Here is a 24,631-nt window from a genome sequence, read left to right on the forward strand (position 1 = left end):
CCCCCTCGCGAACGGGGCGCGCCGCGCGGCCGCGCACACGCGCTCGGAGTCACGTCATGACCTCGTTGTCCTCCCCTTCCCCCGTCACGCCCGGGGCCGCCGCCCCGGCCGGACCCGTCGGCCGCGCCCTGCTCGCGCTCGTGGCCTCGGCCGTCGCCTGGGGCACCGCCGGCGGCGCCGCCGCGCTGCTCTTCGCCTCCAGCGGACTCGGCCCGGTGGCCCTGACCTTCTGGCGGTGCGCCGGCGGCCTGCTCGTGCTGCTGCCGGTGCTGGCCCTGGCCCGCCGGCGCGCCCGCACCCGACCGGCCGTCGCCGGTCCCGGGGCCCGCTGGATGATCGGAACCGGGCTGATGTTCACCCTCTTCCAGGTCGCCTACTTCGCGGCCGTCCGCGAGACCGGCCTCGCCGTGGGCACGGTGGTCACCCTCGGCGCCGGGCCGGTGCTGATCGCGCTCGGCTCCCGCCTGTGGACCGGGGAACGCCTCGGCCGGGGCGGCGCCGGCTCGGTGGGCGCGGCGCTGCTGGGGCTCGCCGTCCTGGTGCTGGGCGGCGGGGCCGCCGAGGTCCGGCCGGTGGGCATCGGCTGGGCCCTGCTGTCCGCCGCCGGCTACGCGGCGATGACCCTGCGCACCCGGGCGCTGGGCCGGCGCGGACGGGCCGTGGACCCGCTGCGGGCCACCGTGTGGTCGGTGGCCGTGGGCGCGGTCTGTCTGCTGCCCGCCGCCCTCGCCGAGACCCCGACCGGGGTACTGCCGCAGGCCGCGCTGCTCGCCGACCCCCGGGTGTGGGGCCCCGCGCTCTACCTGGCCTCCGTGCCCACCGCCCTGGCCTACGCCCTGTACTTCGCGGGGGCCGCGCGGGTCCGGGCCGCCACCGTCTCCGTGATCATGCTGATCGAGCCGGTGTGCGCCGCCCTGCTCGCCGTCGCCTTCTTCGGCGAACGGCTGACGGCGCCGGTGCTCGGCGGGACGGCGCTGCTGTCGGCGGCCGTGCTCGCGCTGATCGCGCAGGAGGCGCGCGGGGCGACCGGGGCGCGCTGAGCCGCCCGGCCGGCTCAGGGGGTGGCGGCGCGCGGGCCCGTGACGAGGTACTCGGGCAGCGCCGCCCCCGCGTCGGTCCACGGGCCCGGGACCGGGACGCCGTAGGCGGTGCGGACCGGGACCACGCCGCTCCAGTGCGGCAACCCGGCGTCCCCCTCCTCGTCGTTGGGGCCGCCCGTCCGGGACTTCGCCGAGACCTGTTCGAGGTCCACCCGGATCACGGCGGTGGCCGCGTGCTCCTTGCGGTCGGCCGGCCGACTGTCGGCCGACCGGCCCGGGACCACCTGGTCCACGAGCGCGTCGAGGGCGATCCGTCGCTCCTCCGGGTCGGTCACGTCGTGCGCCGTGCCGTGCACCACCACGGAGCGGTAGTTGATCGAGTGGTGGAACGCGGACTTGGCCAGCACCAGCCCGTCCACGTGGGTCACGGTCACGCAGACCGGCAGCCCCGGCCCGCCGGCCGCCTTGGCGCCGCGCAGCGGACGGGAGCCCGTGGAACCGTGGAGGTAGAGGGCCTCGCCGACCCGGGCGTACAGGGTCGGCAGGACCACCGGGGCGCCGTCGCGCACGAAGCCGAGGTGGCACAGCCAGCCCTCGTCGAGTATCGCGTGCACCCCGGCGCGGTCGTAGGAGGCCCGTTCGCGGGAGCGGGTCGGGATCGTGAGCTCGGTCGGCTCGTACCCGTCGACCGGAGAGGGGCTCATGAGGCGAACTCCAATGCACTAGTGCATAATAAGGTTTGTGCCAGCAGAATATCGGATCACCGGGCGGCGCGCAGCCGAGATCGCCGCCGACGTCGAACGGGCCGTCGCGACCGGCTCCCTCACCCCCGGCGCCCGGCTGCCCGCCATGCGCGACCTCGCGGGCGAACTCGGCGTCAACCCCAACACCGTCGCCGCCGCCTACCGCACCCTGCGCGAACGCGGGGTCATCGAGACCGACGGCCGGCGCGGCAGCCGGATCCGCGCCCGCCCCGTCACCACCCCCCGCGACCAACTCCGCATCGAGGTCCCCGCCGGCGCCCGCGATCTCTCCCGGGGCAACCCCGACCCCGCCCTGCTCCCCGACCTCCGCCCCGCCCTCGCCGCCGCCGGCCGCCGGTACGCCGAGAGCCCCACCCTCTACGGCTCCGAACCCGTCGCCCCCGAACTCGCCGAACTCGCCCGCGCCCGCCTCGCCGCCGACGGCGTCCCCCACGGCCCCCTCGCCGTCACCTCCGGCGCCCTCGACGCCATCGAACGGGTCCTCACCGCCCACCTGCGGCCCGGGGACGCGGTCGCCGTCGAGGACCCCGGCTGGGGCTCCGTCCTGGACCTGCTGCCGGCCCTCGGCCTCACCGCGATCCCCGTCGGCCTCGACGACGACGGGCCGCTCGCCGAGGACGTCGCGCGCGCCCTCGCCGCCGGCGCCCGCGCCCTGGTCGTCACCGCCCGCGCCCAGAACCCCACCGGCGCCCGGGTCTCCGCCGCCCGCGCCGCCGAACTGCGCGCCCTGCTCGCCGCCCACCCCGAGGTGCTGCTCGTCGAGGACGACCACGGCGACGGATTCGTCGCCGAGCCCCTGAACCCCCTCGGCGGCGCCGGCCGGCACTGGGCGCTGATCCGCTCCACCGCCAAGGCCCACGGCCCCGACCTGCGCCTGGCCGTGCTCACCGGCGACCCCGCCACCCTGGACCTGGTGCGCGGCCGGCAGCGCCTGGGCCCCGGCTGGGTCAGCCGGCTCCTCCAGGACGCCGTCGTCGAACTCTGGCGGAGCGGGGCCGTCGGCCCCAAGGTCGCCCGGGTGTACGACGAGCGCCGCACCGCCCTCCTCGACGCCCTCGCCGCCCGCGGGGTCCGAGCTCAGGGCCGCAGCGGACTCAACGTGTGGGTACCGGTGCCCGACGAGACCGCCGCCGTCACCCGCCTGCTCCTCGCCGGCTGGGGCGTCGCCCCCGGCGCCCGCTTCCGGCTCGCATCCCCGCCCGCCGTCCGCATCACCCACGCGGCCCTCGGCCCCGAGGAGGTCCCGGCCCTCGCCGACGCCGTCGCCGCCGCCCTGCGACCCGGATCCGGGGCCCGCACGGTCTGAGGGCGCGCGCCGCACACGGGTGCGGCCCCGGTCCGCGTGGGACCGGGGCCGCACCCGTGCGCCCGCCGTTCAGCCCGTGCGCGCCGGTCGGGCGGCGGGCCGCGGCCCGGTGGGCCGGGACTGGGTCAGGAAGGCGCCCGCCAGGACCACGGCCGCGCCCACCGGCGTGTTCCACGTCAGGTGCTCGCCGAGCACCAGCACCCCCGCGGCCACCGCGATCACCGGGATGAAATAGGTGACCATCTGCGCCGTGGTCGGCCCCACCTCGTTCACCAGCCCGTACTGCATCAGCATCGCCACCCCCGTGCCCAGCGAACCGAGCGCGATCACCGAGAGGGTCGGCCACAGCGGGATCCCGGCCGGCGCCTCCGTGAACAGCAGGCTCACCACGAGGAGCTGCGCCGTGGCCGACAGCAGCTGTCCGGCTGTCAGCGACACGGGCGAGTGCCCGGTGTCCGCCAGCGTCCGACGCACCCAGATCCAGCCGATCGGGTAGCAGATCGAGGCCAGCAGGGCGAGCGCGGTGCCCAGCGGGTCCACCCCGGCGAAGCCCTGCCACGCGCCCAGCACGATCAGCACCCCGAGGAAGCCCAGCCCGAGCCCCGCGACCCGGCGCCGGGTCGGCCGGTCCTCCGAGAGCGCCACCATCGACAGCACCATGCCCCACAGCGGCGAGGTCGCGTTGCAGATGCCCGCCAGCGTGGACGGGATCCGCAGCTCGGCGTAGGCGAACAGGGCGAAGGGCACCGTGTTGAGGAAGATCGAGGCCACCGTCAGGTGCGCCCAGACCCGGGCCGAGCGCGGCAGCCGCTCCCGACGCACCGCCAGCACGGTCAGCAGGGTGAGCGCCCCGAAGAACACCCGGCCCAGGGCCACCTGGAAGGGGGCGTAGCCCTCGGTGCCCAGCTTGATGAAGAGGAAGCTGAAGCCCCAGACCACGGCGAGGAAGGCGAACCGGGCCCGCCAGTCGGCGGCCAGGGTCCGCAGCCGACCGGGCGGGGCCGGCGCGGCGGGGGTGGCGTTCGGCTTCACGGAGATCGGAGTCGGGGTGGTGGTGGGGGCGAGGGTCGGGGCGGCGGGGCGTTCGGGGGCTGGTGCGCTCATGGAGCCAACTCTCCGCAATACAACCTCTTAGTACAAGCGAGAATTGCTCCAAGGATTCCCGTAGCATCGCTTACATGTTGAACCTGGAGCGCCTGCGCACCCTCGACGCCCTCGCCCGGCACGGTTCGGTGACCGCCGCCGCCGACGGGCTGCATGTCACCACCTCGGCCGTCTCCCAGGCCATGGCGAAGCTGGAGCGCGAGGTGGGCCAGCCCCTGATCACCCGGCGCGGCCGGGGCGTGCGCCTGACCGACGCCGGCCGGCTGCTGGCCGATCACGCGGCCCGGATCATCTCCCAGGTGGAGCTGGCCCAGGCCGACGTGGAGGCGCACCGGGGCCGGGCCGTCGGCGAACTGCGCATCGGCGCGTTCCCCACCGCGATGCGCGGGCTGCTCCCCGAGACCCTCGGCATCCTCCGCGAGGACCACCCCGACCTGCGGGTCCGGGTGCGCGAGGTGGAGCCGGCCGAGGCGATCCAGATGCTGGTGCGCGGCTTCCTGGACCTCGCGATCTGCATCGACTGGTACAACAAGCGGATGCCGGTGCCCGGCGAGCTCGACCGGGCCCCGCTGCTCGACGACGGCGTGGACATCGTGGTCCCCGAGGGGCACCGGCTCGCCGACCGGGCCGAGGTCGACTTCGCCGACCTCGCCGAGGACGAGTGGATCTCGTGGAACGAGGGCCAGTTCTGCCACGAGTGGCTGGTGGACACCGCCCGCGCCCTCGGCGTGGAGCCCCGGATCACGCACATCGCCGAGGAGCACCACACGCAGCTCGCCTTCGTGGCCGCCGGGCTCGGCGTGTGCGTCACCCCCCGGCTCGGGCGCGGGCAGACCCCGCCCGGGGTGCGGCTGCTGCCGCTGGTGGGGTCGGTGCACCGGCACGTGTACGTGCTGTGGCGGGCCGACGCGGGCCGCCGGCCCTCGGTGCGGGCGGCCGTGGCCGCGCTGCGGGAGGCCGGCGGCCGGCACACGGCGGGCCACCACGGAGAGTTCGGCGGGGGCTGAGCCCGCGCGGCCGTCAGCCGGCGGTGGTCGGGGTGCTGGCGGTCGGGGCGGCGAGCTTGCGGAAGTCCCAGGAGACGATCGACTCGGGGGTCAGCCGCATCCAGGCGTGCCGGCCGTCGTGCGGCATCTGCTCGATGCCGAAGTTCTTCACCGGGAACAGGGCCTCCACCGCCTCCAGTCCGGGGTGCGGCTCGCCCGTGCGCGGGGCCTCCCCGACGAATTCCACCCGCCCCGACAGCTCCACCCCGCGCAGTTCGTCGTAGCCCTCGCCCGCGTCCACGACCACCGAGATCCGGGGGTCGGCGCGCAGGTCGGCCCAGCGGCGGCTGCGGGTGATGGAGTACAGCCACAGCGAGGTGCCGTCCCAGACGAACCACAGGGCCCCGACGTGCGGGCGGCCGTCGGGGGAGACGGTGGCGACCCGGCAGGTGCGCTGCTCGGCGAGGAACGCGTCCACCTCCTCCTCGGTCATCATGATCCGTCGCCCCCGCCGCTGGCCCTTGTCCATGTCCCGTACCACCCTTCACATCTGACTGTGTGTCAGGAATCATGGGCGCTCGTCGGTCGGTGCGCCAGAGGGGGAACCATGAGCGGAAGCGAAGCGGACGCGGTCGCCGCGAAGGAGGCCGCCGCCCTCGACGCGGTCCTCGGCCCGGTCGGGGCCGCGGGCACGGTGCTGCTCACCGTGGAGTGTCAGAACGGTGTGGTGGGGGAGGAGAGCGCGCTGCCCGAACTGGCCGCGCAGGCCCGCACCTCCGGGATGCTCAAGCGGGTCGCGGCCCTGGTCGGGGTGGGGCGCGCGGCCGGGGTGCAGATCGTGCACGCGGTCGCCGAGCGGCGGCCCGACGGGCGCGGGGCGAACGCGAACGCGCGGCTGTTCCGGGCCGCCGCCCGGCTGCCGGTGCAGCAGCACGCGGGCAGCTCCGCCGTGCGGATCGCCGCGCCGATCGAGACGGCGGAGGAGGACCTGGTGGTGCGGCGGCTGCACGGGCTCTCGCCGATGGCCGGCACCGACCTCGACCCGCTGCTGCGCAATCTGGGCTGCCGGGTGCTCGTGGTGACCGGGGTGTCGGCCAACGTGGCCATCCCGAACACCGTCTTCGACGCCGTGAACCTCGGCTACACCGTGGTGGTGCCCGCCGACGCGATCGCGGGGGTGCCCGCCGCCTACACCCCCGAAGTGATCCGCAACTCGCTGTCGCTGGTGGCCACGATCACCAGCACCGAGGCCCTGCTGCGCCGCTGGGGCGCCGGCCGCTGACCGCCCGGCCGTCGTCGCGGGGCCCGGCGCACGTCGTAACCTGGGCGGATGTTGTCCGAAGTCATCGCGACCCGCTACGTCACGCCCCTGCGTGAGGGCGGCTCGCTCCCCGGGATCGTCGAGGCCGACGACCTGGGCACATACGTCGTGAAGTTCACCGGGGCCGGCCAGGGGCGCAAGACCCTGGTCGCCGAGGTCGTCTGCGGGGAGCTGGGCCGCCGGCTGGGCCTGCGGGTGCCCGAGCTGGTGCGGGTGTGGGTGGACCCCGTGATCGGGTTGGGGGAGCCGGACCAGGAGGTCCAGGAGCTGCTGAAGGCCAGCGGCGGCCTGAACCTGGGGATGGACTACCTGCCGGGCTCCCTCGGCTTTGATCCGCTGGCCTATCGGGTGGATCCGCTGGAGGCGGGGCGGGTCGTGTGGTTCGACGCGCTGATCAACAACGTGGACCGCTCCTGGCGCAACCCGAACATGCTGGTCTGGCACGGCCGGCCGTGGCTGATCGACCACGGGGCCACCATGATCTGGCACCACAACTGGCCCACCGCGAAGACGGCCGCCGCCAAGCCGTACAACGCCTCCGACCACGTGCTGGCCCCCTTCGACCCGGACCTGGCGGCGGCCGCCGCCGAGCTGGCGCCGCTGGTCACCGAGGAACTGCTGACCGAGGTCGTGGCCCTGGTGCCCGAGGAGTGGCTGCTCGACGAGCCCGGCTTCGACTCCCCGGACGCGCTGCGCCGCGCCTACGTGGAGGCGCTGCTGCCCCGGGCCGCGAGCATCCACGAGCGGATCTCGCTGGACGCGGCCCCGGCCAAGGCCCCGACCGGCCCGCCCGGCTGGCTCACCGACCACCTCACCGAGTGGCCGCACCCCACCAAGAAGAAGAGCGAAACCCCGTGAACCACGATCGTGTTGTGTTCGAGTACGCGCTGGTGCGCGTGGTGCCCCGGGTCGAGCGCGGTGAGTGCTTCAACGCGGGCGTGGTCGTGTACTGCCGGGCGAAGTCCTTCGTCTCGGCCGTGACCCACCTGGACGAGGCCAAGCTGCTGGCCCTGGACCCGGCCGCCGACGTGGTCGGGGTGCGGGCCGCGCTGCGCGGGATCGAGGGGGTCTGCTCGGGCGGCGAACGGGCCGGGCAGGCGGCGGGGGACGACGCGGGACGGCGCTTCCGCTGGCTGATCGCCCCGCGCAGCACCGTCGTGCAACCCGGGCCGGTGCACACGGGGTTGACCGCCGACCCCGAGGCGGAGCCCGCGCGGCTGCTGGAGCTGCTCGTGCGCTGAGCGTGCGGGACACGCGGGGGAGCCCCGGCGACCGGTGACCGTTGACACCGGATGCCGGGGCTCCTAGCGTCTCCTCGACCGAAGCTACTAAGCGGTTGCTCACCCGCGGGTGACGTGACAGGCGAGGAGAACCACATGTCCACCACCGAACAGCGCGTCGCCCTCGTGACCGGGGCGGCCCGGGGCATCGGGGCCGCCACCGCCGTCCGACTGGCCGCCGAGGGGCGCGCCGTCGCCGTGCTCGACCTCGACGAGACGGCCTGCAAGGACACGGTGGCCACGATCACGGCGGCCGGCGGCACGGCCCTGGCCGTGGGCTGCGACGTGTCGGACGCGACGGCCGCGGCGACGGCGGTGGAGCGGGTGACGGCGGAGCTGGGCGCGCCGACCGTGCTCGTCAACAACGCCGGCGTGCTCCGCGACAACCTCCTGTTCAAGATGAGCGAGGGTGACTGGGACACGGTGATGAACGTGCACCTGCGCGGCGCGTTCCTGATGTCCCGGGCCTGCCAGGGCGGCATGGTGGCCGCCGGCTTCGGCCGGATCGTGAACCTCTCCAGCAGCTCGGCCCTCGGCAACCGGGGTCAGGCCAACTACTCGGCGGCCAAGGCCGGGTTGCAGGGCTTCACCAAGACCCTCGCCATCGAACTGGGCAAGTTCGGCATCACCGCGAACGCCGTCGCGCCCGGGTTCATCGCCACCGACATGACGGCCGCCACCGCCGACCGGGTGGGCATGGGCTTCGAGGACTTCAAGACGGCCGCCGCGAGCCAGATCCCGGTGCGCCGGGTGGGCGAGCCCGCCGACGTGGCCAACGCGATCGCGTTCTTCGCCTCCGACGCGGCCGGGTTCGTCTCCGGCCAGGTGCTGTACGTGGCGGGCGGGCCGCTCGACTGACCCGCCGGCCCGGACGGACGGGCCGCGACGGGCGCGACGAGACGTGACGTGACGAGAGGACGGGAGAGGGCTGTGGGCACGACGGACGGCACGACGGCGGACGGGGTCGCGGGAGCGCGGCCGGACAGCGGGCGGGTGGCGCTGATCACCGGCGCCAGCCGGGGCATCGGCTACGGGATCGCGGAGGCCCTGGTGGCCCGCGGGGACCGGGTGTGCCTCACCGGGCGCGGGGAGGAGGCGCTGAAGGAGGCGGTGGAACGGCTCGGCGCGGACCGGGCGATCGCGGTGCCGGGCAAGGCGCACGACGAGGCCCACCAGGCGCTCGCGGTGGAACGGACGATGGAGACCTTCGGGCGGATCGACACCCTGGTCAACAACGCCGGCACCAATCCGGTGTTCGCCCCGCTCGCCGACCTCGACCTCGCGGTGGTCCGCAAGGTCTACGAGACGAACGTGATCTCGGCCCTGGGCTTCGCCCAGCGGGTCTGGCACGCGTGGCAGGCGGAGCACGGCGGCTCGATCGTGAACATCGCCTCCATCGCCGGGGTCTCGGCCTCGCCGTTCATCGGGGCCTACGGCATGAGCAAGGCCGCGATGATCAACCTGACCCTCCAGCTCGCCCACGAGATGGCCCCCAAGGTCCGGGTGAACGCGATCGCGCCCGCCGTGGTCAAGACGCGGTTCGCGCAGGCCCTGTACGAGGGCCGGGAGGCGGAGGCGGCGGCCGCGTACCCGCTGGGCCGGCTCGGGGTCCCGGCGGACATCGGAGGGGCCGCGGCCTTTCTCTCCTCGTCCCAAGCGGAATGGATCACGGGGCAGACGCTGGTCGTCGACGGAGGAATTTTTCTCAATGCCGGAGTCGGCTGACCGATAATCGAACACATTCGGTCCGCGTCGGTCGGTATTGCCGGTCAATTGTGGTCCGAATACGCACGGAACCGGTCAAGTGCCTCGGGGAACCTGCTCATTGGCTTTCCGGGGCGCTGCGGTATGGTCTGCCGCACCCGTGGCAGATCGAGGAGAGTGCACGTGTTCAACCGGACCAGAAGCCTGCAATCCAGTGCGGTCCTCGCGTCGATATCCCTGCTCGCGGGCTGCGGATTGATATCCGGGGGCGAGGACGACAAACCGATCGTCGTCGGCACCACCAGCGCCCCGAGCACCCTCGACCCGGCCGCCGCCTACGACGGCTCCTGGGAGCTGTACCGGAACGTCTTCCAGACCCTCCTCGCCTTCCCGTCCGGCGCCGTCACCCCACAACCGGACGCCGCCGAGTCCTGCAAGTTCACCGACTCCGGCAACCAGTCCTTCCGCTGCGTGCTGCGCAAGGGCCTGGAGTTCTCCGACGGCGAACCCCTCGACGCCGCCGCCGTCAAGCACTCCTTCGACCGCATCCGCGCCATCAACAGCAACACCGGCCCCTCGGGCCTCTTCGCCAACCTGGACAAGGTCGAGGCCCCCGACGCCCGCACCGTGGTCTTCCACCTGACGGCCGCCGACGCCACCTTCCCCTTCGTGCTCGGCTCCCCGGCCGCCTCCCTCGTGCCCCCGAAGCTGTACCCGGCGTCGGCGCTGCGCACGGACGGCAAGGTCACCGGCTCGGGCCCGTACACCCTGGAGTCCTACCAGAAGGACAAGGAGTCGGTCCTCGCCCGCAACGAGGGCTACAACGGCTTCGCGAAGGACCGCAAGAACGCCAAGGTCACCATCCGCTACTTCGCGAGCTCGGAGAAGATGGTCAAGGCCCTCAAGGCCAAGGAGATCGACGTCACCTACCGCGGTCTGACCTCGCCGCAGGTCAAGGACCTCCAGAGCCCGGCCTCCGTCAAGGACGGCATCCAGACCGTCGAGGCGTTCAACGCCGACATCCGCTACCTCGTCTTCAGCGGCAAGGATCCGGTCACGGCCAAGCCCGCCGTCCGCCAGGCCATCGCCCAGCTCGTGGACCGCGGCAACCTCGTGGCCAAGGTGTACAAGGGCACCGCCGAGCCGCTCTTCTCCATGGTCCCCAAGGGCATCGTCGGCCACCGCACCCCGTTCTACGACGTGTACGGCCACGCCAGCCTGGAGAAGGCCCGGCAGATCCTCGCCAAGGACAACATCACCACCCCGGTGCCCCTGACCTTCTGGTACACCACCGACCGCTACGGCGACTCCACCCGCCTGGAGTTCGAGGAGCTCAAGCGGCAGCTGGAGGCCGGCGGGCTGTTCCGGATCACGATCGAGGGCAAGCCCTGGACCGAGTTCCACGAGGCGTACAGCAAGGGCGAGTACGCCGTCTTCGGCCGCGGCTGGTTCCCCGACTTCCCGGACCCCGAGAACTTCATCGCCCCCTTCGTCGGCGCCAAGAACCAGCTCGGCACGCCCTACCTGGTCCCCGAGATCACCGACGTGCTGCTGCCCAAGTCCCGCCGGCAGAGCGACCGCGCCACCGTCGGCGACGAGATGGACAAGGCCCAGCAGATCATCGCCAAGGACGCCCGCCTGCTGCCGCTGTGGCAGGGCAAGCTCTACGTGGCCTCCCGCGAGGACATCGGCGGCGGCGAGCGCGCCCTGGACCCGCAGACCGCGATGCAGATGTGGGAGCTCTACCGCAAGGAGAGCTGGTAGGGGCCGACCGCCCGGCGGCGGCGTTGTCGGTGCGGGCGGGTAGGTTGACGACCTGTTGCCCGTTCGCCCGTGTTGTCGGAGGTTGTCGACGTGTCCGAGAAGCTGCCCGAGTCCTGGCTGCCCGTCCTGGCCGAGGAACTGGAGAAGCCCTACTTCGCCGAACTGATCGAGTTCGTCGAGAAGGAACGCGCCGAAGGCCCCGTCTACCCGCCCCGGGACGAGGTCTTCGCCGCCCTGGACGCCACCCCCTTCGACCGGGTCAAGGTCCTCGTGCTCGGCCAGGACCCCTACCACGGCGCCGGCCAGGGCCACGGCCTGTGCTTCTCCGTGCGCCCCGGGGTGCGGACCCCGCCCTCCCTGCGCAACATCTACAAGGAGATGAAGGAGGAGCTCGGGCACGAGATCCCCGACAACGGCTACCTGATGCCGTGGGCGCGCCAGGGCGTCCTGCTCCTCAACGCGGTGCTCACGGTCCGCGAGGGCGAAGCCAACTCCCACAAGAACAAGGGCTGGGAGAAGTTCACCGACGCCGTCATCCGCGCCGTCTCCGACCGCCCCGACCCGGTGGTCTTCGTGCTGTGGGGCGCCTACGCGCAGAAGAAGCTGCCCCTGATCGACACCGAGCGGCACGTGGTCGTCAAGGGCGCCCACCCGTCCCCGCTCTCGGCGAAGAAGTTCTTCGGCTCCCGCCCGTTCACGCAGATCGACGAGGCTGTCGCGGCCCAGGGCCATGAGCCGATCGATTGGCGCGTGCCCAACCTGGGCTGACCGACGAACCGTGCCTTCGGGGCATTGCGGGCGCCGCCGGATAGCGTCGTGACCACCGGTCCCGACAGGACCGGCGGGGACGAGCCGGAGGTCGTGTTGACGGAGCAGCGGGAGGCGTTCGAGGACGCCGTCATGACGAGGATCGGCCAGGCCATCATCCTGCTGCACGCCGGGGACCGGGAAGAGGCCCGCAACCGGCTCGGCGCCCTCTGGGACGCCCTCGACGCGATCGAGGCGGAGGTCGAGGAGGAATCCGCGGCCGAGGCCGGCGGCGGCCCCGACCCCGGAGGGGAACGGGCCGCCCGGGTCGCGGCCCGCGCCCTGCACCGCTGCACCCTGGCCCACTACCTGGCCGACGCCCAGGACCGGTCCGCCGACAAACTCGTCTGGGACCTGCGCGCCCTCGACGCCGCCGACGCCCTCGCCGAGGAACCCGGCCACGACGGGCCCGGCGGCGCCGTGCGCGCCTTCTACCCCGCCCTGCACCTGCACCTGGCCGACGACTACATCACCCTGCGCCGCCCCGAGGCGGCCCGCGTGCACCTGGCCCGCGCCGTCGCGGGCGCCGCCGCCCTCGCCGACGACGGGTACGGACGCGGGGTCCGGGCCGCCCTGGCCCGCATCGAACGCCGCCTCGCCGGCGCCGAACCCGACGCCCACCCCCGCCCCGGACCCTTCCCCGGCCCCTTCCGGGGCTGAGCCGGCCCGCACCGACCCCCGGCCGTGCCTCAGCCGCCCTCCACGTCCGCGCAGATCCGGGCCTCCGGACTGTCCGCGTCCCAGTGCCCGGACCGCCGGCCCAGCGCGCACACGTCGGCGGGCCGCACCGGCAACTCCTCCATCACCTCGCGCGGCACCTCCCGCACCTGCTCCTCCGCCCCCGCCCCGGCCGCCGCCGGCACCCGGGGCTCGGGGATGTCGGGCACCGGAGGCATCACGACCCCGTCCGGACCCGCCGCCGGCCCGACCTCGCCCGGCTCCGGCTCCGGCACCTCCACCCCGTCCGCCGCCGGCCCCTCCGAGGCCGCCGGGTCCGCCGGGGCCGCCGCCTCGGCGGAGGCCGAGGCCGATGCCGCCGCCCGCGCGGGCGCCGCCCGCAGCGCCGCGAGGGCCGGCGCCTCGATCACCACGGGGGTCTGGGCCGCACCCCCGTCCGGCAGGGTCTCGGACAGGCTGCCCGCCGAGGGCAGGGACTGCGGGCGGGCCGACTGCGGGGTCACGTTCACGCAACCGGACACGGCGGACACCGCACAGGCCACGGTGAGCAGCAATTTCGTGGTGGTTCGGGAAGTTCGCGATGGGTGCACCCGCGCAACAATGCTGTGCCGGCGCCCCGTTGTGAAAATCCTCGGCCGATATTCACCCCGCACGGGTGACGTGACCCTGGGCGGAACGGAGCCCGCGCCGGGCCGCGCGACCGCCGTTCGGGGGAATCACCCCCCGGATTCGCTAGGCTGCGGGAACACGCGGCGCACAATGGAGGTTTTGCGGTGAAAATCGGCATCATCGGACTGGGGGACATCGCCCGAAAGGCGTACCTGCCCGTGCTCACCGCCCGCCCCGGCGTCGAACCCCACCTGCACACCCGCACCCGGGCCACCCTCGACCTCGTCGGCGACCGCCACCGGATCCCGGCCGCGCACCGCCACGCCGGCCTCGACGCGCTCCTCGCCCAAGGGCTCGACGCCGCGTTCGTGCACGCCGCCACCGCCGCCCACCCCGAACTCGTCACCCGCCTCCTCGAAGCGGGCGTCCCCACCTACGTGGACAAGCCCCTCGCCTACCACCTCGACGAGTCCGAACGCCTGGTGGAACTCGCCGAACGCCGGGGCGTGCCGCTGGCCGTCGGCTTCAACCGCCGCCACGCCCCCGGCTACGCCCAGTGCGCCGACCACCCCCGCGACCTGATCCTGCTCCAGAAGAACCGCGTCGGCCTGCCGGAGGAGCCCCGCACCCTGGTCCTCGACGACTTCATCCACGTCGTGGACACCCTGCGCTTCCTCCTCCCCGGCACCCCCGACCACGTGGACGTGCGGGCCCGGGGCGCGAACGGGCTCGTCGAACACCTCGTGCTCACCCTGGCCGGCCCCGGCTTCACCGCCCTCGGCGTCATGAACCGGCTCTCCGGCTCCACCGAGGAGATCCTGGAGGTCTCCGGGGCCGACACCAAGCGCCAGGTGTTCAACCTCGCCGAGATCGTCGACCACCGGGGCCAGCCCACCACGCGGCGACGCGGCGACTGGGAGCCGGTGGCCCGCCAGCGCGGCATCGAACAGGTCGTGGACGTGTTCCTGGAGGACGTCGCCGCCGGCAAACCCGTCAGCGCCCGCGACGCCCTGGCCACCCACGAACTGTGCGAACGGATCGTCCGCGCGATCGAGGAACAACTCCCCGTCTGACTCCGAACACCTTGCCCGCCGCCGCCCCCGCGAGCAGCGCCAGCAGGCCGGCCGAGGCCCGGGGCACCACGTCACCGATCCGCGCGTACCAGGTCTCGCCCCGGGTCAGGGTCAGCTCCCGCACCGCGACCGTCCGCTCGGAGAGCCCCACCGCCGCGCCCACCCGCCGCCCGTCCGCCGCGTACGCGGCGCTGATCCCGGTCAGCGTCGCGTGCACCACCGGGCGGCCGGACTCGGCGGCCCGCAGCGCGCCCAGGGAGGCGTGCTGCGCGGGGGCCGGGCTCTCCTGGAACCCCGAGGTGGACGAGGCCACCACCACCAGCGCGGCCCCGCCCGCCACCAGGTGCCGGGTCATGTCCGGGAACGCCGACTCGAAGCAGACCAGGGGCCCGATCCGCAGCCCGGCCGCCGGCCCGCTCGGCAGGGTCTGCCACCGGGGCTCGGTGCCGGGCCGCCGGTTCTCCCCGGCCGCCTTGCCCACCGAGGTCGCCCACCCCAGCACCGACCGCGCCGGCACGTACTCCCCGAAGGGCACCAGCCGCATCTTGTCGTAGCGGGGCCCGACCTCGCCGTCCGGACCGAACAGCACCGCGCTCTTGCGGATCCCCGAGCCGTCCGCCGCCCGCGCGTCCACGTTCACCAGCAGCGGCGCTCCCACCCGCCGTGACAACTCCGCCAGCCGGGCCACCAGATCGGGCCGGGCGGCCGGGTCGAAGCCCATCGAGCTCTCCCCCCACACCACCAGCCCCGGCGCGCCCCCGGCCCGCCCGGCCAGGGAGGCCGTGAGTCGCTCCGAGGCCGCGAACCGCCGCTCGGCCGCGTCCGCCGTCGAGCCGCCCGTCACGATCCCCGGCTGCACCATCGCCACCCGCACCACCCCCACCGGCTCCGGTCGGGGCGCCCACCACCAGGCCGCGCCCGTCACCGCCGCCACCGCGGCCAGCGCGCAGCACGCGGTCCGCCGCGCCGACGGGGACAGCAGCAGGGACACCAGCGCGCAGTTCACCGCCACCACCAGCACGCTCACCAGCCACACCCCGCCCACCGACGCCACCCGCAAGGCCGGGGACACCTGCCACTGCGAGGCCCCCAACAGCCCCCACGGCCCGCCCAGGCCCTGCCAGGACCGCGCCAACTCGGCCACCGACCACGCCGCCGGCACCACCACCAGGCCCGCCGCCCGCCCCCCGAACCGGTGCGCCACCACCCCGAAGGGCACCCAGGCCGCCCCCAACAACAGCGCCAGCACCGGCAGGAACACCCCGAGGTCCGGCCACAGCCACCGGTGCACGGCGAGCACGTACCCGAACCCGCCCGCCCACCCCACCGCGGCCGCCTGCCCCGTTCCCCGGGACCCGCGCGCCCACCACAACCACGGCACCAGCGCCCCGTACGCCCACCACCACAACCCCGGGGCCGGGAACGCGAACACCGGCAGCGCCCCGGCCGGGACCGCGAGCGCCACCCGGGCCGGGCCCGGCAGCCGGCTCAGCCGGCCAGGTGCTTCCACTTCTCCCGCACCACCACCTCGGCGAACCGCCAGTCGTGCGGCTCCGCCACCCGCGTCAGGGAGAAGGAGTACCGGCCCGCCGCGCAGAAGTTCGGCACCCCGGGCGAACCCTCCGCCGGGACCGGATCGGCCGGGTCGACGAGCCGCATCGGGTTGAGGAAGTCGGCGCCGGCCCAGGCCGGGTCGCCCACGCTGCGATATCCCTCGGGGGCCCGGACCCGCCGGTTGACGATCAGGTGCTGACGCACCGGGAACAGGGTCATCGTGCCCGCCAGCCATTCCGCGACCTCCGCCGCCGGCCCCGCGATCCCGCCCGCCGAGGTGTAGTCCGCACGCCCGCCGGGGGCGAACAACCCCCGGTAGGCTTCCCAGTCGCCGTCGTCCACGGCGACGGCGTACCCGGTGATCAGATCCTCGATCGCGATCCGATCCCACAACAGCCCGAGATCCGCGCGCAGCGTCATCCGGTCAGTGTGCGGTCCCCGCGTCACGGAACAAAGGGGCGTGCGGACACCGATCGGTCACGAGGCGGCGCTGCGCTCCCGGGGACGCACCACCACCAGGAACGCGTCGGACTCCAGGTCCATCACCACCTCCGCCGGCACCCCCTCCCGCAACCGCTGCGCCGCGTACTCCTCCGCTGGCCAACTGCCGTGCGGATTGCCCGCCGGGAACCGCTCCAACACCACGCGCCTCATGGGACACCCCCGTCGTTTCCGAGCCGTGCCCTCTTCTGCCCGGCTCTCCGCCTGGCTAACGACGCCGCGACCGGCCGGGAACGTTCCCGGGAACGCGGCGTGTCGCCCACCGAACACGCGGACGGCGTCCCGCGCGGATCGCGCGGAACGCCGTCGGGCCCTTTCGGAGCGGGGAGCGGGGCCGTGCTCAGCCCGCCGACTCGCCCGCGTGCGGGCTCAGCACGCCCATGCCGATCAGCACGAACAGGGCGATGCCCAGCAGGATCCGGTAGACCACGAAGGGCATGAAGCTCTTCGTGGTGATGAACTTCATGAACCACGCGATCACGGCATATCCGACGAAGAACGCGATCACCGTGGCGAAGATCGTCGGCCCCCAGGACACGTGCCCACCCTCGGTGGCGTCCTTCAACTCGAAGACCCCCGAGGCCAACACCGCCGGGATCGCCAGCAGGAACGAGTACCGCGCCGCCGCCTCGCGGGTGTAGCCCATCAGCAGACCGCCCGAGATCGTCGCCCCCGACCGGGACACGCCCGGCACCAGCGCCATCGCCTGGCACAGACCGAAGATCAGACCGTCCTTGACGCCCAACTCCCGCAGCGTCTTGCGCTCCCGGATCGCCCGGTGCCGACCGCCGATCTCGTCCCGCGCCGCCAACCGGTCCGCCACGCCCAGCACGACGCCCATCACGATGAGGGTGGTCGCGGTCAACCGCAGGTCGCGGAACGGGCCCTCGATGCTGTCCTTGAGGGTCACGCCCAGCACGCCGATCGGAATCGAGCCGATGATCACCAACCAGCCCATCCGCGCGTCGTGATCGGAACGCATCGCCTTGTTCGTCAGCGACCGGAACCACGCGGAGACGATCCGCGCGATGTCCTTGCGGAAGTAGATCAGCACCGCGGCCTCGGTGCCGATCTGGGTGATCGCGGTGAAGGCCGCGCCCGGGTCGTGCCAGCCCGCGAACGCCGCCGTCAGCCGCAAATGGGCGCTGGAGGAGATCGGCAGGAACTCGGTCAGTCCCTGGACGAGACCGAGGATCAGTGATTCGAACCAGCTCATGGCGGAGGCGTTCGTCCTTGTGATCGTCGCGTGGTGCGAGACATCGGGGAGGGGAGGAGCGGGGGAAGGGTACGGGAAACGGGCACGCCGGCGGTCGGCGGGTCGGACGGGTCGGGCGGGTCAGGGGGAAGACGGTACGGCGGCCGGGCTCAGGCGCCCGGAAGCCGCGCGGACGCGGCCGAGGAACCGGCGCCCACCGGCACCGGCCGCTCCACCGGGGCGAGGGCCGCCTCCGCGGCCCCCGTCATCCGGTGCCGCTTGCGCCAGGCGACCACGCCCGCGCCCACCGCCGACAGGGCGATGAACCCGAACGCGGCCAGGAACACGGGCGAACCCGGAGTGCTCGCCGTCGCCCCCGCCACCACGTACGCCGCCGTGTTCGGCACCGTGCCCAAGGCCGTCGCCGCCAGGAACGGCGCCCACCCGCAGCGCGAGATCGACGCGCAGTAGTTGGCCGCCGCGAACGGCACCCCGGGGAAGATCCGCACGGCCAGCACGGACCGGAACCCGTGTTCGCTGAGCTGCCCGTCGGCCAGCCGCAACCACTTGCCGCGCACCCACGGACGCAGCGCGTCCTGCCCCAACAACCGGCCCAGACCGAACGCGATGCCCGCGCCGAGCACCGTGCCGGCGACCGCCGCGAGCAACCCGAACCAGGTGCCGAAGACGACCCCCGCCCCCAGGTTCAACAACGGGCGCGGCACGAACGCGGCCGTGCACAACCCGTAGACCCCCGCGAACAGCACCACCCCGACCGCGATCGGGAGGTGCTCGGGCCACCCCTCGGCCAAGAGCCGCTGGGGCTCGTAGCGGAGCACGCCCACACCCGCGGCCGTGAGGATCACGAGCAGCAGGGACAGGCGCGTCCAGGGCGAGAGGAGGAGGGGCATTCCGGAAGGGTAACCGCGACGGGCGACCTCCGGCCGTAATCTGGGCCTCATGCCGGGAAACGCGGAGCGACGCGAAAGTGACGTGGCCATGCCCGAACTTCGAAGGCCGGCCCGGCCCGCGCCCGTGACCAGCGCGTTCGCCGACACCGCGCGCGAGCGACTGATCACCGCCTACGCCGGCGCCGCCGATCCGACCCGGGCCGCCGCCATGGCCGCGTACATGAAGGACATCGGCCCCTTCCTCGGCATCCCCACCACCGCGCGCCGAGCCCTGGCCAAGGAGGCCCTGCGGGGCCTGCCCGTGCCCGACGAGGCCGACTGCGTCGCCTTCGCCCTGGCCTGCCGGGCCCTCCCGGAACGCGAGTACCGGTACGCGGCGGTGGACCTGCTGCGGGCCCGCATCGGCCGCTGCACCGCCGCGATCCTGCCCGTCGTGCGCGAGCTGCTCGTCACCGACGGCTGGTGGGACACCGTCGACCTGCTCGCCGCGCACGTGGTCGGCCCCCTCGCGACGGCCGAACCGGCCCGCGTGCACCCCGTCCTCGACCGGTGGATCGAGGGCACCGAACCGGGGGCGCCGGCCGGCTCCGAGGCCGATCTGTGGCTCGCCCGCACCGCCGTCCTGCACCAGCTCGCGTACAAGGACCGCACCGACCCCGAGCGCCTGTTCCGGTACTGCGCGCGGCGGGCCGAGGACCCCCGCTTCTTCCTGCGCAAGGGCATCGGCTGGGCCCTGCGCGCATACGCCAAGACCGACCCGGACGCGGTCACGGCCTTCGTGGCCGCGCACCGCGACCGGCTCGCGCCGCTCACCGTCCGCGAGGCCCTCAAACACCTCGGCGGGGCCTGACACACCGGGCGCGGGCCCCGTACCGTCCGGCCGGTCCGTGCGGCAGACTGCCGCCGTGCGCGCGGCCAAGAGGACCGGGCGCGGACGGGGAAGGGGTACGCCGGCATGACGGACACGAGCACGGACACGACCACGGACACGGACGCCTACACGGGCGCGAGCGGGGACCGGGGGCGCGAGGGCACCGCCCTGGTGCTCGGCGGCGGCGGCCTGGCCGGCATCGGTTGGGAGACCGGCATCCTGCACGGTCTCGCCGAGGCCGGGGTCGACCTCTTCGACGCCGACCTGGTCGTCGGCACCTCCGCCGGGTCCCTCGTCGGCGCCCAGCTCAGCGGCGGGCTGCTCAGCCCGCGCGCCCTGTGGGAACGCCAGCTCGGGGACCCGAGCGGCGAGCCGGTGGGCCGGCTCGCCCCGGCCGGGATGGTCCGCTTCGCGGGCGCCCTGCTGCGCTCCACCGACGTCCGCGCCTACCGCCGGCGCGTCGCGGCCTTCGCGCTGGCCACCGACACCCGCGAGAGCGAGGCCGACCGCAAGGCGGTCATCGCCGACCGCCTCGTCAGCCCCGTCTGGCCCGGCCGCCGACTGCTGATCACCGCCGTGGACACGGCGACGGGCGCGCTGAAGGTCTTCGACCGGGACAGCGGCGTCGACCTCGTGGACGCCGTGGCCGCGAGCTGCGCCGTGCCCGGCGTGTGGCCGCCGATCACGATCGGCGCGGAACGCTACGTGGACGGCGGCATCCGCTCCTCCGCCAACGCCGACCTCGCCCGGGGCCGGCGCCGCGTGGTCGTCATCGCCCCGATGGCGCTGGGCACCGGGCTGGTGCCGCATCCGGCGGCGCAGGTCGCGCGGCTGCGGGAGGAGGGTGCGCGGGTGGCGCTGATCACCCCGAACGCCGCGTCCAAGGCGTGTTTCGGCCGCAACCCCCTCGACCCGGCCCGCCGCGAGCCGGCCGCCCGCGCGGGCCTGGCCCAGGCCGCCGAGCACGCGGCGGAGGTGAAGGAGGTCTGGGGCTCCTGAGGGCGGAGAATGGGGCGGTGAACGAGGACGAGAAGCACCGGCCGACCACCCCCGACGAGACCGACCGGCCCGACGAGGTCGACGAGGTCGAGGATTGGGACGAGGACGAGGACGACCGGGTGCCGGTGCGGGCCGAGGTGGCGCAGGGCGTGGCCCGGCTGCTGCCCGACGTGGACCGCCCGGCGGGCTGGCTGCTCACCGTGGACGACGCCCCGCAGTCCTATGTGGACCTCGACGACCCCGCGCACCTGGAGTTCGAGTACACGCGCCGGCTGGGGCACGTCCTGGACCTCGCGGCCGACCCCGGGGCCCCGCTCGACCTGCTGCACCTCGGCGGCGGGGCCCTGACCCTGGCGCGCTACGCGGCGGCCGGGCGACCCGGTTCGCGCCAGCACGTCGTGGACTTCGACGGCCCGCTCCTCGACCTCGTCCTGGATCGGCTGCCGCTGCCCGCCGACGCCGCGATCGAGACCCACGCCACCGACGCCCGGGCCTGGCTGGAGGCCGCGCCCGACGCGAGCGCGGACGTGCTCGTGGCCGACGTGTTCGGGGGCTCGCGGGTGCCGGCCGCGCTGACCTCCGTGGACTGCGCGCGGCACGCCGCCCGGGTGGTGCGGCCGGGCGGCACGTACACGGCGAACCTCGCCGACGGCGCCCCCTTCGCGTTCCTGCGGGGTCAGCTCGCGGGCCTGCGCACCCTGTTCGCCGAGCTCGCCGTGCTCGCGGAGCCCGCGGTGCTGCGCGGGCGCCGCTTCGGCAACGTCGTGGTGGTGGCTTCCGACGCGCCGCTGGACCTGGCCGGCCTCACGCGCCGCTGCGCCGGGGACGCGTTCCCCGCGCGGGTGGTGGCCGGAGCCGAACTGGACCGGTTGATCGGCCGGGCCCGCCCGGTCACGGACGCAGAAGCCCTGCCCTCCCCGCCGCCCCCGTCGGGCGCGTTCACGGTGGGCTGACGACGGCCGCGGGCTTCGGGGCGTCGGCGAGGTCGGCGGGCGGCACGGGCACGGGCCTCCCGGGCCCGCCGGCGGCCGGCTTGGGCGGTCGACGCGTCATCGTGCGCACCTCCGGCACCAGCAGCACCGCGGCCGTGGCCAGCACGACCAGGGCCGCGCACCCCCACAGGGCCTGCGGGCGGCCGAACGCGGACTCGGCCGGGCCGGCCAGCGCGGTGGCCACCGGCAGCATGGACACCGAGCCGAACCAGTCGTAGGCCGAGACCCGGGAGAACTTCTCCTCCGGGATCTCCTGGTGCATCGTCGTCATCCAGTTGACGCCGAACACCTCGATGCAGGTGCCGGTCAGGAACATCACCGCGCACAGGCCCCACACCGGCAGGGGCACGGCGAGGCCGGCGGAGGGCAGGGCCAGCGGGAAGACGCACAGGGTGCCGGTGAGCAGCAACCGGCGCGGTTTCCAGACCATCATCAGCACCGCGCCGGAGATGGTCCCCAGCCCGAAGAACGCCAGCGCCAGGCCCCACGGGGCGGCCCCGCCGAGGCTGTCGCGGGCCACGAGCGGCCCGTACACGGCCTCGGCCGCGCCCACCACGCCGACGACCACGGAGAACTGGAGCACGATGCTCCACAGCCAGCTCCGGGTCCGGAACTCCACCCAGCCCTCGCGCAGGTCCGACAGCAGGCCGCCGCCGGGCGGGCGTTCGGCGAGGGGACCGGGCACGAGGAAGGCGCGCAGCAGGCCGGCGAGGGCGAAGGCCACGGCGTCCACGGCCAGCACCCAGCCGGCCCCCATCACTGCGATCATGGCCCCGCCGAGCGCGGCCCCGCCGATGCCGGCGCCGTTCATGGCCATCCGGAAGAGGGCGAAGGCGCGGTTCGCGTGCTCGCCCGACACGCTGGAGAGCAACATGCCCTCGGCGGCCGGGTTGAAGAAGGCGGTACCGGTGCCGCACAGGGCGGTCAGCAGCATCATCGCCCACAGCGGCGGGTGCCCGGCCAGCACGATCACGGCGAACGCGGCCTGAGAGACGCAGTTGAGGGCGTTCGCGGCGACCATCACGCGGTGCCGGGGGAAGCGGTCGGCGATGGCCCCGCCGATGAGGAGGAAGAGCACCAGCGGCAGGGTCCGCGCGGCGGTCACCAGGCCCACGTCGCCGGCGCTGCCGCCGTTGTCGAGCACGGCGAAGGCGGCGGCGATCAGGGCGCCGTGGCTGCCGAGGTTGGTCACGACGGCCGCCGCCGTCAGCAGCCCGTAGTTGCGCCCCGCCCACTCGGGCCGCCCGCGCCGGGAACCGGGTCCGGCCCCGGGCGGGGCGGGGGGTTCGGGCACGGACACGGGGGAGGGCTGCGCGGTGGACACCGTAGGACTATCCCCGGTCGGCGGGCCGAAAGCCAACCGGATATCCGGTCGGGAGGCCCGGAGGCCGCAGGCTCGCGCGTCGGCCGGCCGCGGGGGGTCCCGGGAGGGGCCGCGGCCGGCCCGCGCGTCGGGCGCGGGTCAGGCGGGGGTCACTGGGGTCACCGGGCTCACTGGTCCATGAGGCGGATCGTGCTCATGATCTGCGTGGCCAGCTCGTCGGAGTACTCGTCCTTGACGTGGGCCGGCCCGAAGAGGGACCAGCTCACGAACTCGCCCTTGGCGTTCTTGAAGCCGAATCCCATGCCCTTGCCGTCGGTGGAGCAGCGGTTCTTCTTCGTCACGCCGTCGGCGGCGGCGGTGACGGTCATGCCCTTGATGCCGGACTTGGTCGTGTACTCCTTGGCCGTCGTGAGCTTAGTGGTCTCCTCCGGCGTCTTGGGCTCCTGCTGGGCGTAGGTGGCCCACACCCAGGTGCCGGTGTTGGCGCGGGCGGCGTGACCGGCGTCCTTCGCGCCGTCCGCTCCCTTGACCCCAGTCGCGACGAGGAAGCTGTCCTCTTCCCGGCCGTCGGCGTCGCTGTCGATGGTGCACCACTTCTCCTTGAGGAAGGCAGGTGCGCTCATGCTGACGGCGAGGCTGCCGTCGCCCTTCTTCTCGTCCTCCATGGCGAACATCACGCCCGTGCCGGAGACCTTCCAGTCCTTCGGCACGTCGAAGACGACGCCCCACTTGGGGTTGACGACGACCTGCCAGCCCTCGATGGAGGGCTTGAGGTTCGAGCCGGCGCGCGGGTTCGCGCTCGGGGAGGCGGGGGCGGTCGTGGGGGGCGGGGTGGTGGGGGCGACGGAGGGCTTGGCGTCGGCGACGGTCTTCTTCGGCTCGTCGTCGCCGAGGCCGAAGACCACGAACGCGGTGCCGGCGGCGGTCAGCGCCACGGCGGAGGCGGACAGGATCGCCACCGTCTTCGTGGACAGGCCCGAGTGGCGCTCCGGCGGGGTCGGGGCGGCCTGCGCCCAGGGCTGGGTGGGGGGTTGCGGGGGGTAGGCGTAGCCCTCTCCGGTGCCGGGGGCGCCGAAGCCCGCCGCGGGGGGCCCGGACGGCGGGGCGGGCTGCTGGTACGGGTTCTGCCGCGGATCCCGCGGGTTCGACTGCTGCTCGCCCCCGGGCGGCTGGTTCTCTCCTGGCCACATGGCCGACAACCATAGTGGGCGGGGGTGACGGCGGGCACGGGCGGGGCGGGGTCGGTCCGGTGTCGGCTCTGGTCAACCCGGCGTACTCGTGGGTAACATCGCGGTCATGAGCGCTGACCAGATGACCGTGGGCGAGATGCTCGCCGCGACCGTGCCGATGGCCCGCACGTTGAACCTCCAGTTCCTGGAGACCACGCCGGAACGCGCCGTCGTCCGCCTCCCGGACCAGCCGGAGTTCCACAACCACGTCGGCGGCCCGCACGCCGGCGCCATGTTCACCCTCGCCGAGTCCGCCAGCGGCGCCATCGTGCTCGCCGCGTTCGGCGACCAGCTCGGCCGCGCCGTGCCCCTCGCCGTGAAGGCGGAGATCGGCTACAAGAAGCTCGCCAAGGGCGTGGTCACCGCGACCGCGACCCTGGGCCGCCCCATCGCCGACGTGGTCGCCGAACTCGACGCCGGCGGCCGGCCCGAATTCCCCGTGAGCATCGCGATCAGCCGCGAGGACGAGGCCGTCACCGGCGAGATGACCGTGGTCTGGACCCTGCGCCCCAACAGCTGACCCGCCCGCCCCGCGCCGCACCCGCGCCCCCGCCCGCCGTCCACCGGCGGCCGGGGGCGCGGCCGTTCGGGGCACGCCGCGTGCCCAAACCGGCCGCCG

27 protein-coding genes are annotated in these 24,631 nt (G+C 74.4%); 16 read left to right on the forward strand and 11 right to left on the reverse strand.

Features of this window, described 5'->3' with window-relative positions:
• Positions 1-56 precede the first annotated feature (56 nt).
• On the forward strand, positions 57-1,040 hold the full coding sequence (locus tag ACN20G_RS24105) for a DMT family transporter (RefSeq protein ID WP_424214896.1): 984 nt from the start codon (positions 57-59) through the stop codon (positions 1,038-1,040).
• Positions 1,041-1,054: 14 nt separating this feature from the next.
• On the opposite strand, the gene ACN20G_RS24110 is transcribed toward ACN20G_RS24105, so the two are convergent.
• On the reverse strand, positions 1,055-1,744 hold the full coding sequence (locus ACN20G_RS24110) for a pyridoxamine 5'-phosphate oxidase family protein (RefSeq protein WP_424214897.1): 690 nt from the start codon (positions 1,742-1,744) through the stop codon (positions 1,055-1,057).
• A 37-nt stretch (positions 1,745-1,781) separates the two neighbouring features.
• Here ACN20G_RS24110 and ACN20G_RS24115 point away from each other — a divergent pair, with 37 nt between their 5' ends.
• On the forward strand, positions 1,782-3,110 hold the full coding sequence (locus ACN20G_RS24115; protein WP_424214898.1) for an aminotransferase class I/II-fold pyridoxal phosphate-dependent enzyme: 1,329 nt from the start codon (positions 1,782-1,784) through the stop codon (positions 3,108-3,110).
• Positions 3,111-3,179: 69 nt separating this feature from the next.
• Here the strand turns inward: ACN20G_RS24115 and ACN20G_RS24120 are convergent, their stop codons facing one another.
• Complete coding sequence (locus ACN20G_RS24120; RefSeq protein ID WP_424214899.1) at positions 3,180-4,214, reverse strand: DMT family transporter; 1,035 nt, start codon at positions 4,212-4,214, stop codon at positions 3,180-3,182.
• Between the two features lie 74 nt (positions 4,215-4,288).
• Here ACN20G_RS24120 and ACN20G_RS24125 point away from each other — a divergent pair, with 74 nt between their 5' ends.
• Complete coding sequence (locus ACN20G_RS24125) at positions 4,289-5,221, forward strand: LysR family transcriptional regulator (protein WP_424214900.1); 933 nt, start codon at positions 4,289-4,291, stop codon at positions 5,219-5,221.
• 13 nt (positions 5,222-5,234) lie between these two features.
• On the opposite strand, the gene ACN20G_RS24130 is transcribed toward ACN20G_RS24125, so the two are convergent.
• Positions 5,235-5,729: a pyridoxamine 5'-phosphate oxidase family protein gene (locus ACN20G_RS24130; protein ID WP_424214901.1), complete on the reverse strand. Its 495-nt coding sequence runs from the start codon at positions 5,727-5,729 to the stop codon at positions 5,235-5,237.
• Between the two features lie 78 nt (positions 5,730-5,807).
• Here ACN20G_RS24130 and ACN20G_RS24135 point away from each other — a divergent pair, with 78 nt between their 5' ends.
• The 8 genes from ACN20G_RS24135 to ACN20G_RS24170 all read left to right on the forward strand — a co-directional run bounded on the left by ACN20G_RS24135 (position 5,808) and on the right by ACN20G_RS24170 (position 12,736).
• Positions 5,808-6,482, forward strand: a complete 675-nt coding sequence (locus ACN20G_RS24135) for a cysteine hydrolase family protein (protein WP_424214902.1) — start codon at positions 5,808-5,810, stop codon at positions 6,480-6,482.
• A 48-nt stretch (positions 6,483-6,530) separates the two neighbouring features.
• On the forward strand, positions 6,531-7,379 hold the full coding sequence (locus ACN20G_RS24140; RefSeq protein WP_424214903.1) for a HipA family kinase: 849 nt from the start codon (positions 6,531-6,533) through the stop codon (positions 7,377-7,379).
• Complete coding sequence (locus ACN20G_RS24145) at positions 7,376-7,762, forward strand: DUF3037 domain-containing protein (RefSeq protein ID WP_424214904.1); 387 nt, start codon at positions 7,376-7,378, stop codon at positions 7,760-7,762. The genes ACN20G_RS24140 and ACN20G_RS24145 overlap by 4 nt, the downstream gene beginning before the upstream one ends.
• Positions 7,763-7,897: 135 nt before the next feature.
• Entirely contained in the window at positions 7,898-8,659 is a 762-nt protein-coding gene (gene fabG / locus ACN20G_RS24150; RefSeq protein WP_424214905.1) for a 3-oxoacyl-ACP reductase FabG, read from the forward strand.
• Positions 8,660-8,731: 72 nt separating this feature from the next.
• Positions 8,732-9,526: an SDR family oxidoreductase gene (locus ACN20G_RS24155; RefSeq protein WP_424214906.1), complete on the forward strand. Its 795-nt coding sequence runs from the start codon at positions 8,732-8,734 to the stop codon at positions 9,524-9,526.
• A 162-nt stretch (positions 9,527-9,688) separates the two neighbouring features.
• Positions 9,689-11,269 (forward strand): ABC transporter substrate-binding protein, encoded by a 1,581-nt coding sequence (locus tag ACN20G_RS24160; RefSeq protein WP_424214907.1) that lies wholly within the window; start codon positions 9,689-9,691, stop codon positions 11,267-11,269.
• Positions 11,270-11,359: 90 nt separating this feature from the next.
• Positions 11,360-12,037, forward strand: coding sequence for a uracil-DNA glycosylase (gene ung, locus ACN20G_RS24165; RefSeq protein WP_424214908.1), 678 nt, complete (start codon positions 11,360-11,362; stop codon positions 12,035-12,037).
• Between the two features lie 96 nt (positions 12,038-12,133).
• Entirely contained in the window at positions 12,134-12,736 is a 603-nt protein-coding gene (locus ACN20G_RS24170) for a hypothetical protein (RefSeq protein ID WP_424215658.1), read from the forward strand.
• A 29-nt stretch (positions 12,737-12,765) separates the two neighbouring features.
• On the opposite strand, the gene ACN20G_RS24175 is transcribed toward ACN20G_RS24170, so the two are convergent.
• Complete coding sequence (locus tag ACN20G_RS24175) at positions 12,766-13,257, reverse strand: hypothetical protein (RefSeq protein ID WP_424214909.1); 492 nt, start codon at positions 13,255-13,257, stop codon at positions 12,766-12,768.
• A gap of 270 nt (positions 13,258-13,527) precedes the next feature.
• Between ACN20G_RS24175 and ACN20G_RS24180 the strand changes: the two genes are divergently transcribed.
• The gene (locus ACN20G_RS24180) at positions 13,528-14,436 is read left to right on the forward strand and encodes a Gfo/Idh/MocA family protein (RefSeq protein ID WP_424214910.1); all 909 of its coding nucleotides are present in this window, start codon (positions 13,528-13,530) and stop codon (positions 14,434-14,436) included.
• Here the strand turns inward: ACN20G_RS24180 and lnt are convergent.
• From lnt to ACN20G_RS24205, 5 genes are all read right to left on the reverse strand, one after another.
• A complete protein-coding gene (gene lnt, locus ACN20G_RS24185; protein ID WP_424214911.1) occupies positions 14,357-15,946 on the reverse strand; it encodes an apolipoprotein N-acyltransferase in 1,590 nt (529 codons plus the stop codon). The two genes, ACN20G_RS24180 and lnt, sit on opposite strands and share 80 nt — an antisense overlap.
• Positions 15,925-16,410: a nuclear transport factor 2 family protein gene (locus tag ACN20G_RS24190; RefSeq protein WP_424214912.1), complete on the reverse strand. Its 486-nt coding sequence runs from the start codon at positions 16,408-16,410 to the stop codon at positions 15,925-15,927. Before ACN20G_RS24190 ends, lnt begins: the two co-directional genes overlap by 22 nt.
• Positions 16,411-16,467: 57 nt before the next feature.
• Complete coding sequence (locus ACN20G_RS24195) at positions 16,468-16,644, reverse strand: hypothetical protein (protein WP_424214913.1); 177 nt, start codon at positions 16,642-16,644, stop codon at positions 16,468-16,470.
• Positions 16,645-16,831: 187 nt separating this feature from the next.
• The gene (locus tag ACN20G_RS24200) at positions 16,832-17,707 is read right to left on the reverse strand and encodes an undecaprenyl-diphosphate phosphatase (protein ID WP_424214914.1); all 876 of its coding nucleotides are present in this window, start codon (positions 17,705-17,707) and stop codon (positions 16,832-16,834) included.
• A 149-nt stretch (positions 17,708-17,856) separates the two neighbouring features.
• On the reverse strand, positions 17,857-18,597 hold the full coding sequence (locus ACN20G_RS24205; RefSeq protein ID WP_424214915.1) for a TVP38/TMEM64 family protein: 741 nt from the start codon (positions 18,595-18,597) through the stop codon (positions 17,857-17,859).
• Positions 18,598-18,685: 88 nt separating this feature from the next.
• Between ACN20G_RS24205 and ACN20G_RS24210 the strand changes: the two genes are divergently transcribed.
• The 3 genes from ACN20G_RS24210 to ACN20G_RS24220 all read left to right on the forward strand — a co-directional run bounded on the left by ACN20G_RS24210 (position 18,686) and on the right by ACN20G_RS24220 (position 21,420).
• The gene (locus tag ACN20G_RS24210; RefSeq protein WP_424214916.1) at positions 18,686-19,447 is read left to right on the forward strand and encodes a DNA alkylation repair protein; all 762 of its coding nucleotides are present in this window, start codon (positions 18,686-18,688) and stop codon (positions 19,445-19,447) included.
• 105 nt (positions 19,448-19,552) lie between these two features.
• A complete protein-coding gene (locus tag ACN20G_RS24215) occupies positions 19,553-20,467 on the forward strand; it encodes a patatin-like phospholipase family protein (protein WP_424214917.1) in 915 nt (304 codons plus the stop codon).
• Between the two features lie 119 nt (positions 20,468-20,586).
• Positions 20,587-21,420, forward strand: coding sequence for a spermidine synthase (locus ACN20G_RS24220; RefSeq protein ID WP_424215659.1), 834 nt, complete (start codon positions 20,587-20,589; stop codon positions 21,418-21,420).
• Here ACN20G_RS24220 and ACN20G_RS24225 read toward each other — a convergent pair.
• Positions 21,407-22,753: an MFS transporter gene (locus tag ACN20G_RS24225; RefSeq protein WP_424215660.1), complete on the reverse strand. Its 1,347-nt coding sequence runs from the start codon at positions 22,751-22,753 to the stop codon at positions 21,407-21,409. The two genes, ACN20G_RS24220 and ACN20G_RS24225, sit on opposite strands and share 14 nt — an antisense overlap.
• Before the next feature lie 197 nt (positions 22,754-22,950).
• Positions 22,951-23,973: a hypothetical protein gene (locus ACN20G_RS24230; protein WP_424214918.1), complete on the reverse strand. Its 1,023-nt coding sequence runs from the start codon at positions 23,971-23,973 to the stop codon at positions 22,951-22,953.
• Positions 23,974-24,094: 121 nt separating this feature from the next.
• Between ACN20G_RS24230 and ACN20G_RS24235 the strand changes: the two genes are divergently transcribed.
• On the forward strand, positions 24,095-24,532 hold the full coding sequence (locus ACN20G_RS24235) for a DUF4442 domain-containing protein (protein WP_424215661.1): 438 nt from the start codon (positions 24,095-24,097) through the stop codon (positions 24,530-24,532).
• The last annotated feature ends 99 nt before the right edge of the window (positions 24,533-24,631 follow it).

This window comes from Streptomyces dryopteridis (assembly GCF_049606955.1).
Taxonomy (GTDB): domain Bacteria; phylum Actinomycetota; class Actinomycetes; order Streptomycetales; family Streptomycetaceae; genus Streptomyces.

Coding starts and splice junctions, on each gene's coding strand:
- ACN20G_RS24105 (WP_424214896.1), top strand. CDS start 57: ATGACCTCGTTGTCCTCCCCTTCCCCCGTCACGCCCGGGGCCGCCGCC.
- ACN20G_RS24110 (WP_424214897.1), bottom strand. CDS start 1,744: ATGAGCCCCTCTCCGGTCGACGGGTACGAGCCGACCGAGCTCACGATC.
- ACN20G_RS24120 (WP_424214899.1), bottom strand. CDS start 4,214: ATGAGCGCACCAGCCCCCGAACGCCCCGCCGCCCCGACCCTCGCCCCC.
- ACN20G_RS24125 (WP_424214900.1), top strand. CDS start 4,289: ATGTTGAACCTGGAGCGCCTGCGCACCCTCGACGCCCTCGCCCGGCAC.
- ACN20G_RS24130 (WP_424214901.1), bottom strand. CDS start 5,729: ATGGACAAGGGCCAGCGGCGGGGGCGACGGATCATGATGACCGAGGAG.
- ACN20G_RS24135 (WP_424214902.1), top strand. CDS start 5,808: ATGAGCGGAAGCGAAGCGGACGCGGTCGCCGCGAAGGAGGCCGCCGCC.
- ACN20G_RS24140 (WP_424214903.1), top strand. CDS start 6,531: ATGTTGTCCGAAGTCATCGCGACCCGCTACGTCACGCCCCTGCGTGAG.
- fabG (WP_424214905.1), top strand. CDS start 7,898: ATGTCCACCACCGAACAGCGCGTCGCCCTCGTGACCGGGGCGGCCCGG.
- ACN20G_RS24190 (WP_424214912.1), bottom strand. CDS start 16,410: ATGACGCTGCGCGCGGATCTCGGGCTGTTGTGGGATCGGATCGCGATC.
- ACN20G_RS24195 (WP_424214913.1), bottom strand. CDS start 16,644: ATGAGGCGCGTGGTGTTGGAGCGGTTCCCGGCGGGCAATCCGCACGGC.
- ACN20G_RS24200 (WP_424214914.1), bottom strand. CDS start 17,707: ATGAGCTGGTTCGAATCACTGATCCTCGGTCTCGTCCAGGGACTGACC.
- ACN20G_RS24205 (WP_424214915.1), bottom strand. CDS start 18,597: ATGCCCCTCCTCCTCTCGCCCTGGACGCGCCTGTCCCTGCTGCTCGTG.
- ACN20G_RS24210 (WP_424214916.1), top strand. CDS start 18,686: ATGCCCGAACTTCGAAGGCCGGCCCGGCCCGCGCCCGTGACCAGCGCG.
- ACN20G_RS24215 (WP_424214917.1), top strand. CDS start 19,553: ATGACGGACACGAGCACGGACACGACCACGGACACGGACGCCTACACG.
- ACN20G_RS24230 (WP_424214918.1), bottom strand. CDS start 23,973: ATGTGGCCAGGAGAGAACCAGCCGCCCGGGGGCGAGCAGCAGTCGAAC.
- ACN20G_RS24235 (WP_424215661.1), top strand. CDS start 24,095: ATGACCGTGGGCGAGATGCTCGCCGCGACCGTGCCGATGGCCCGCACG.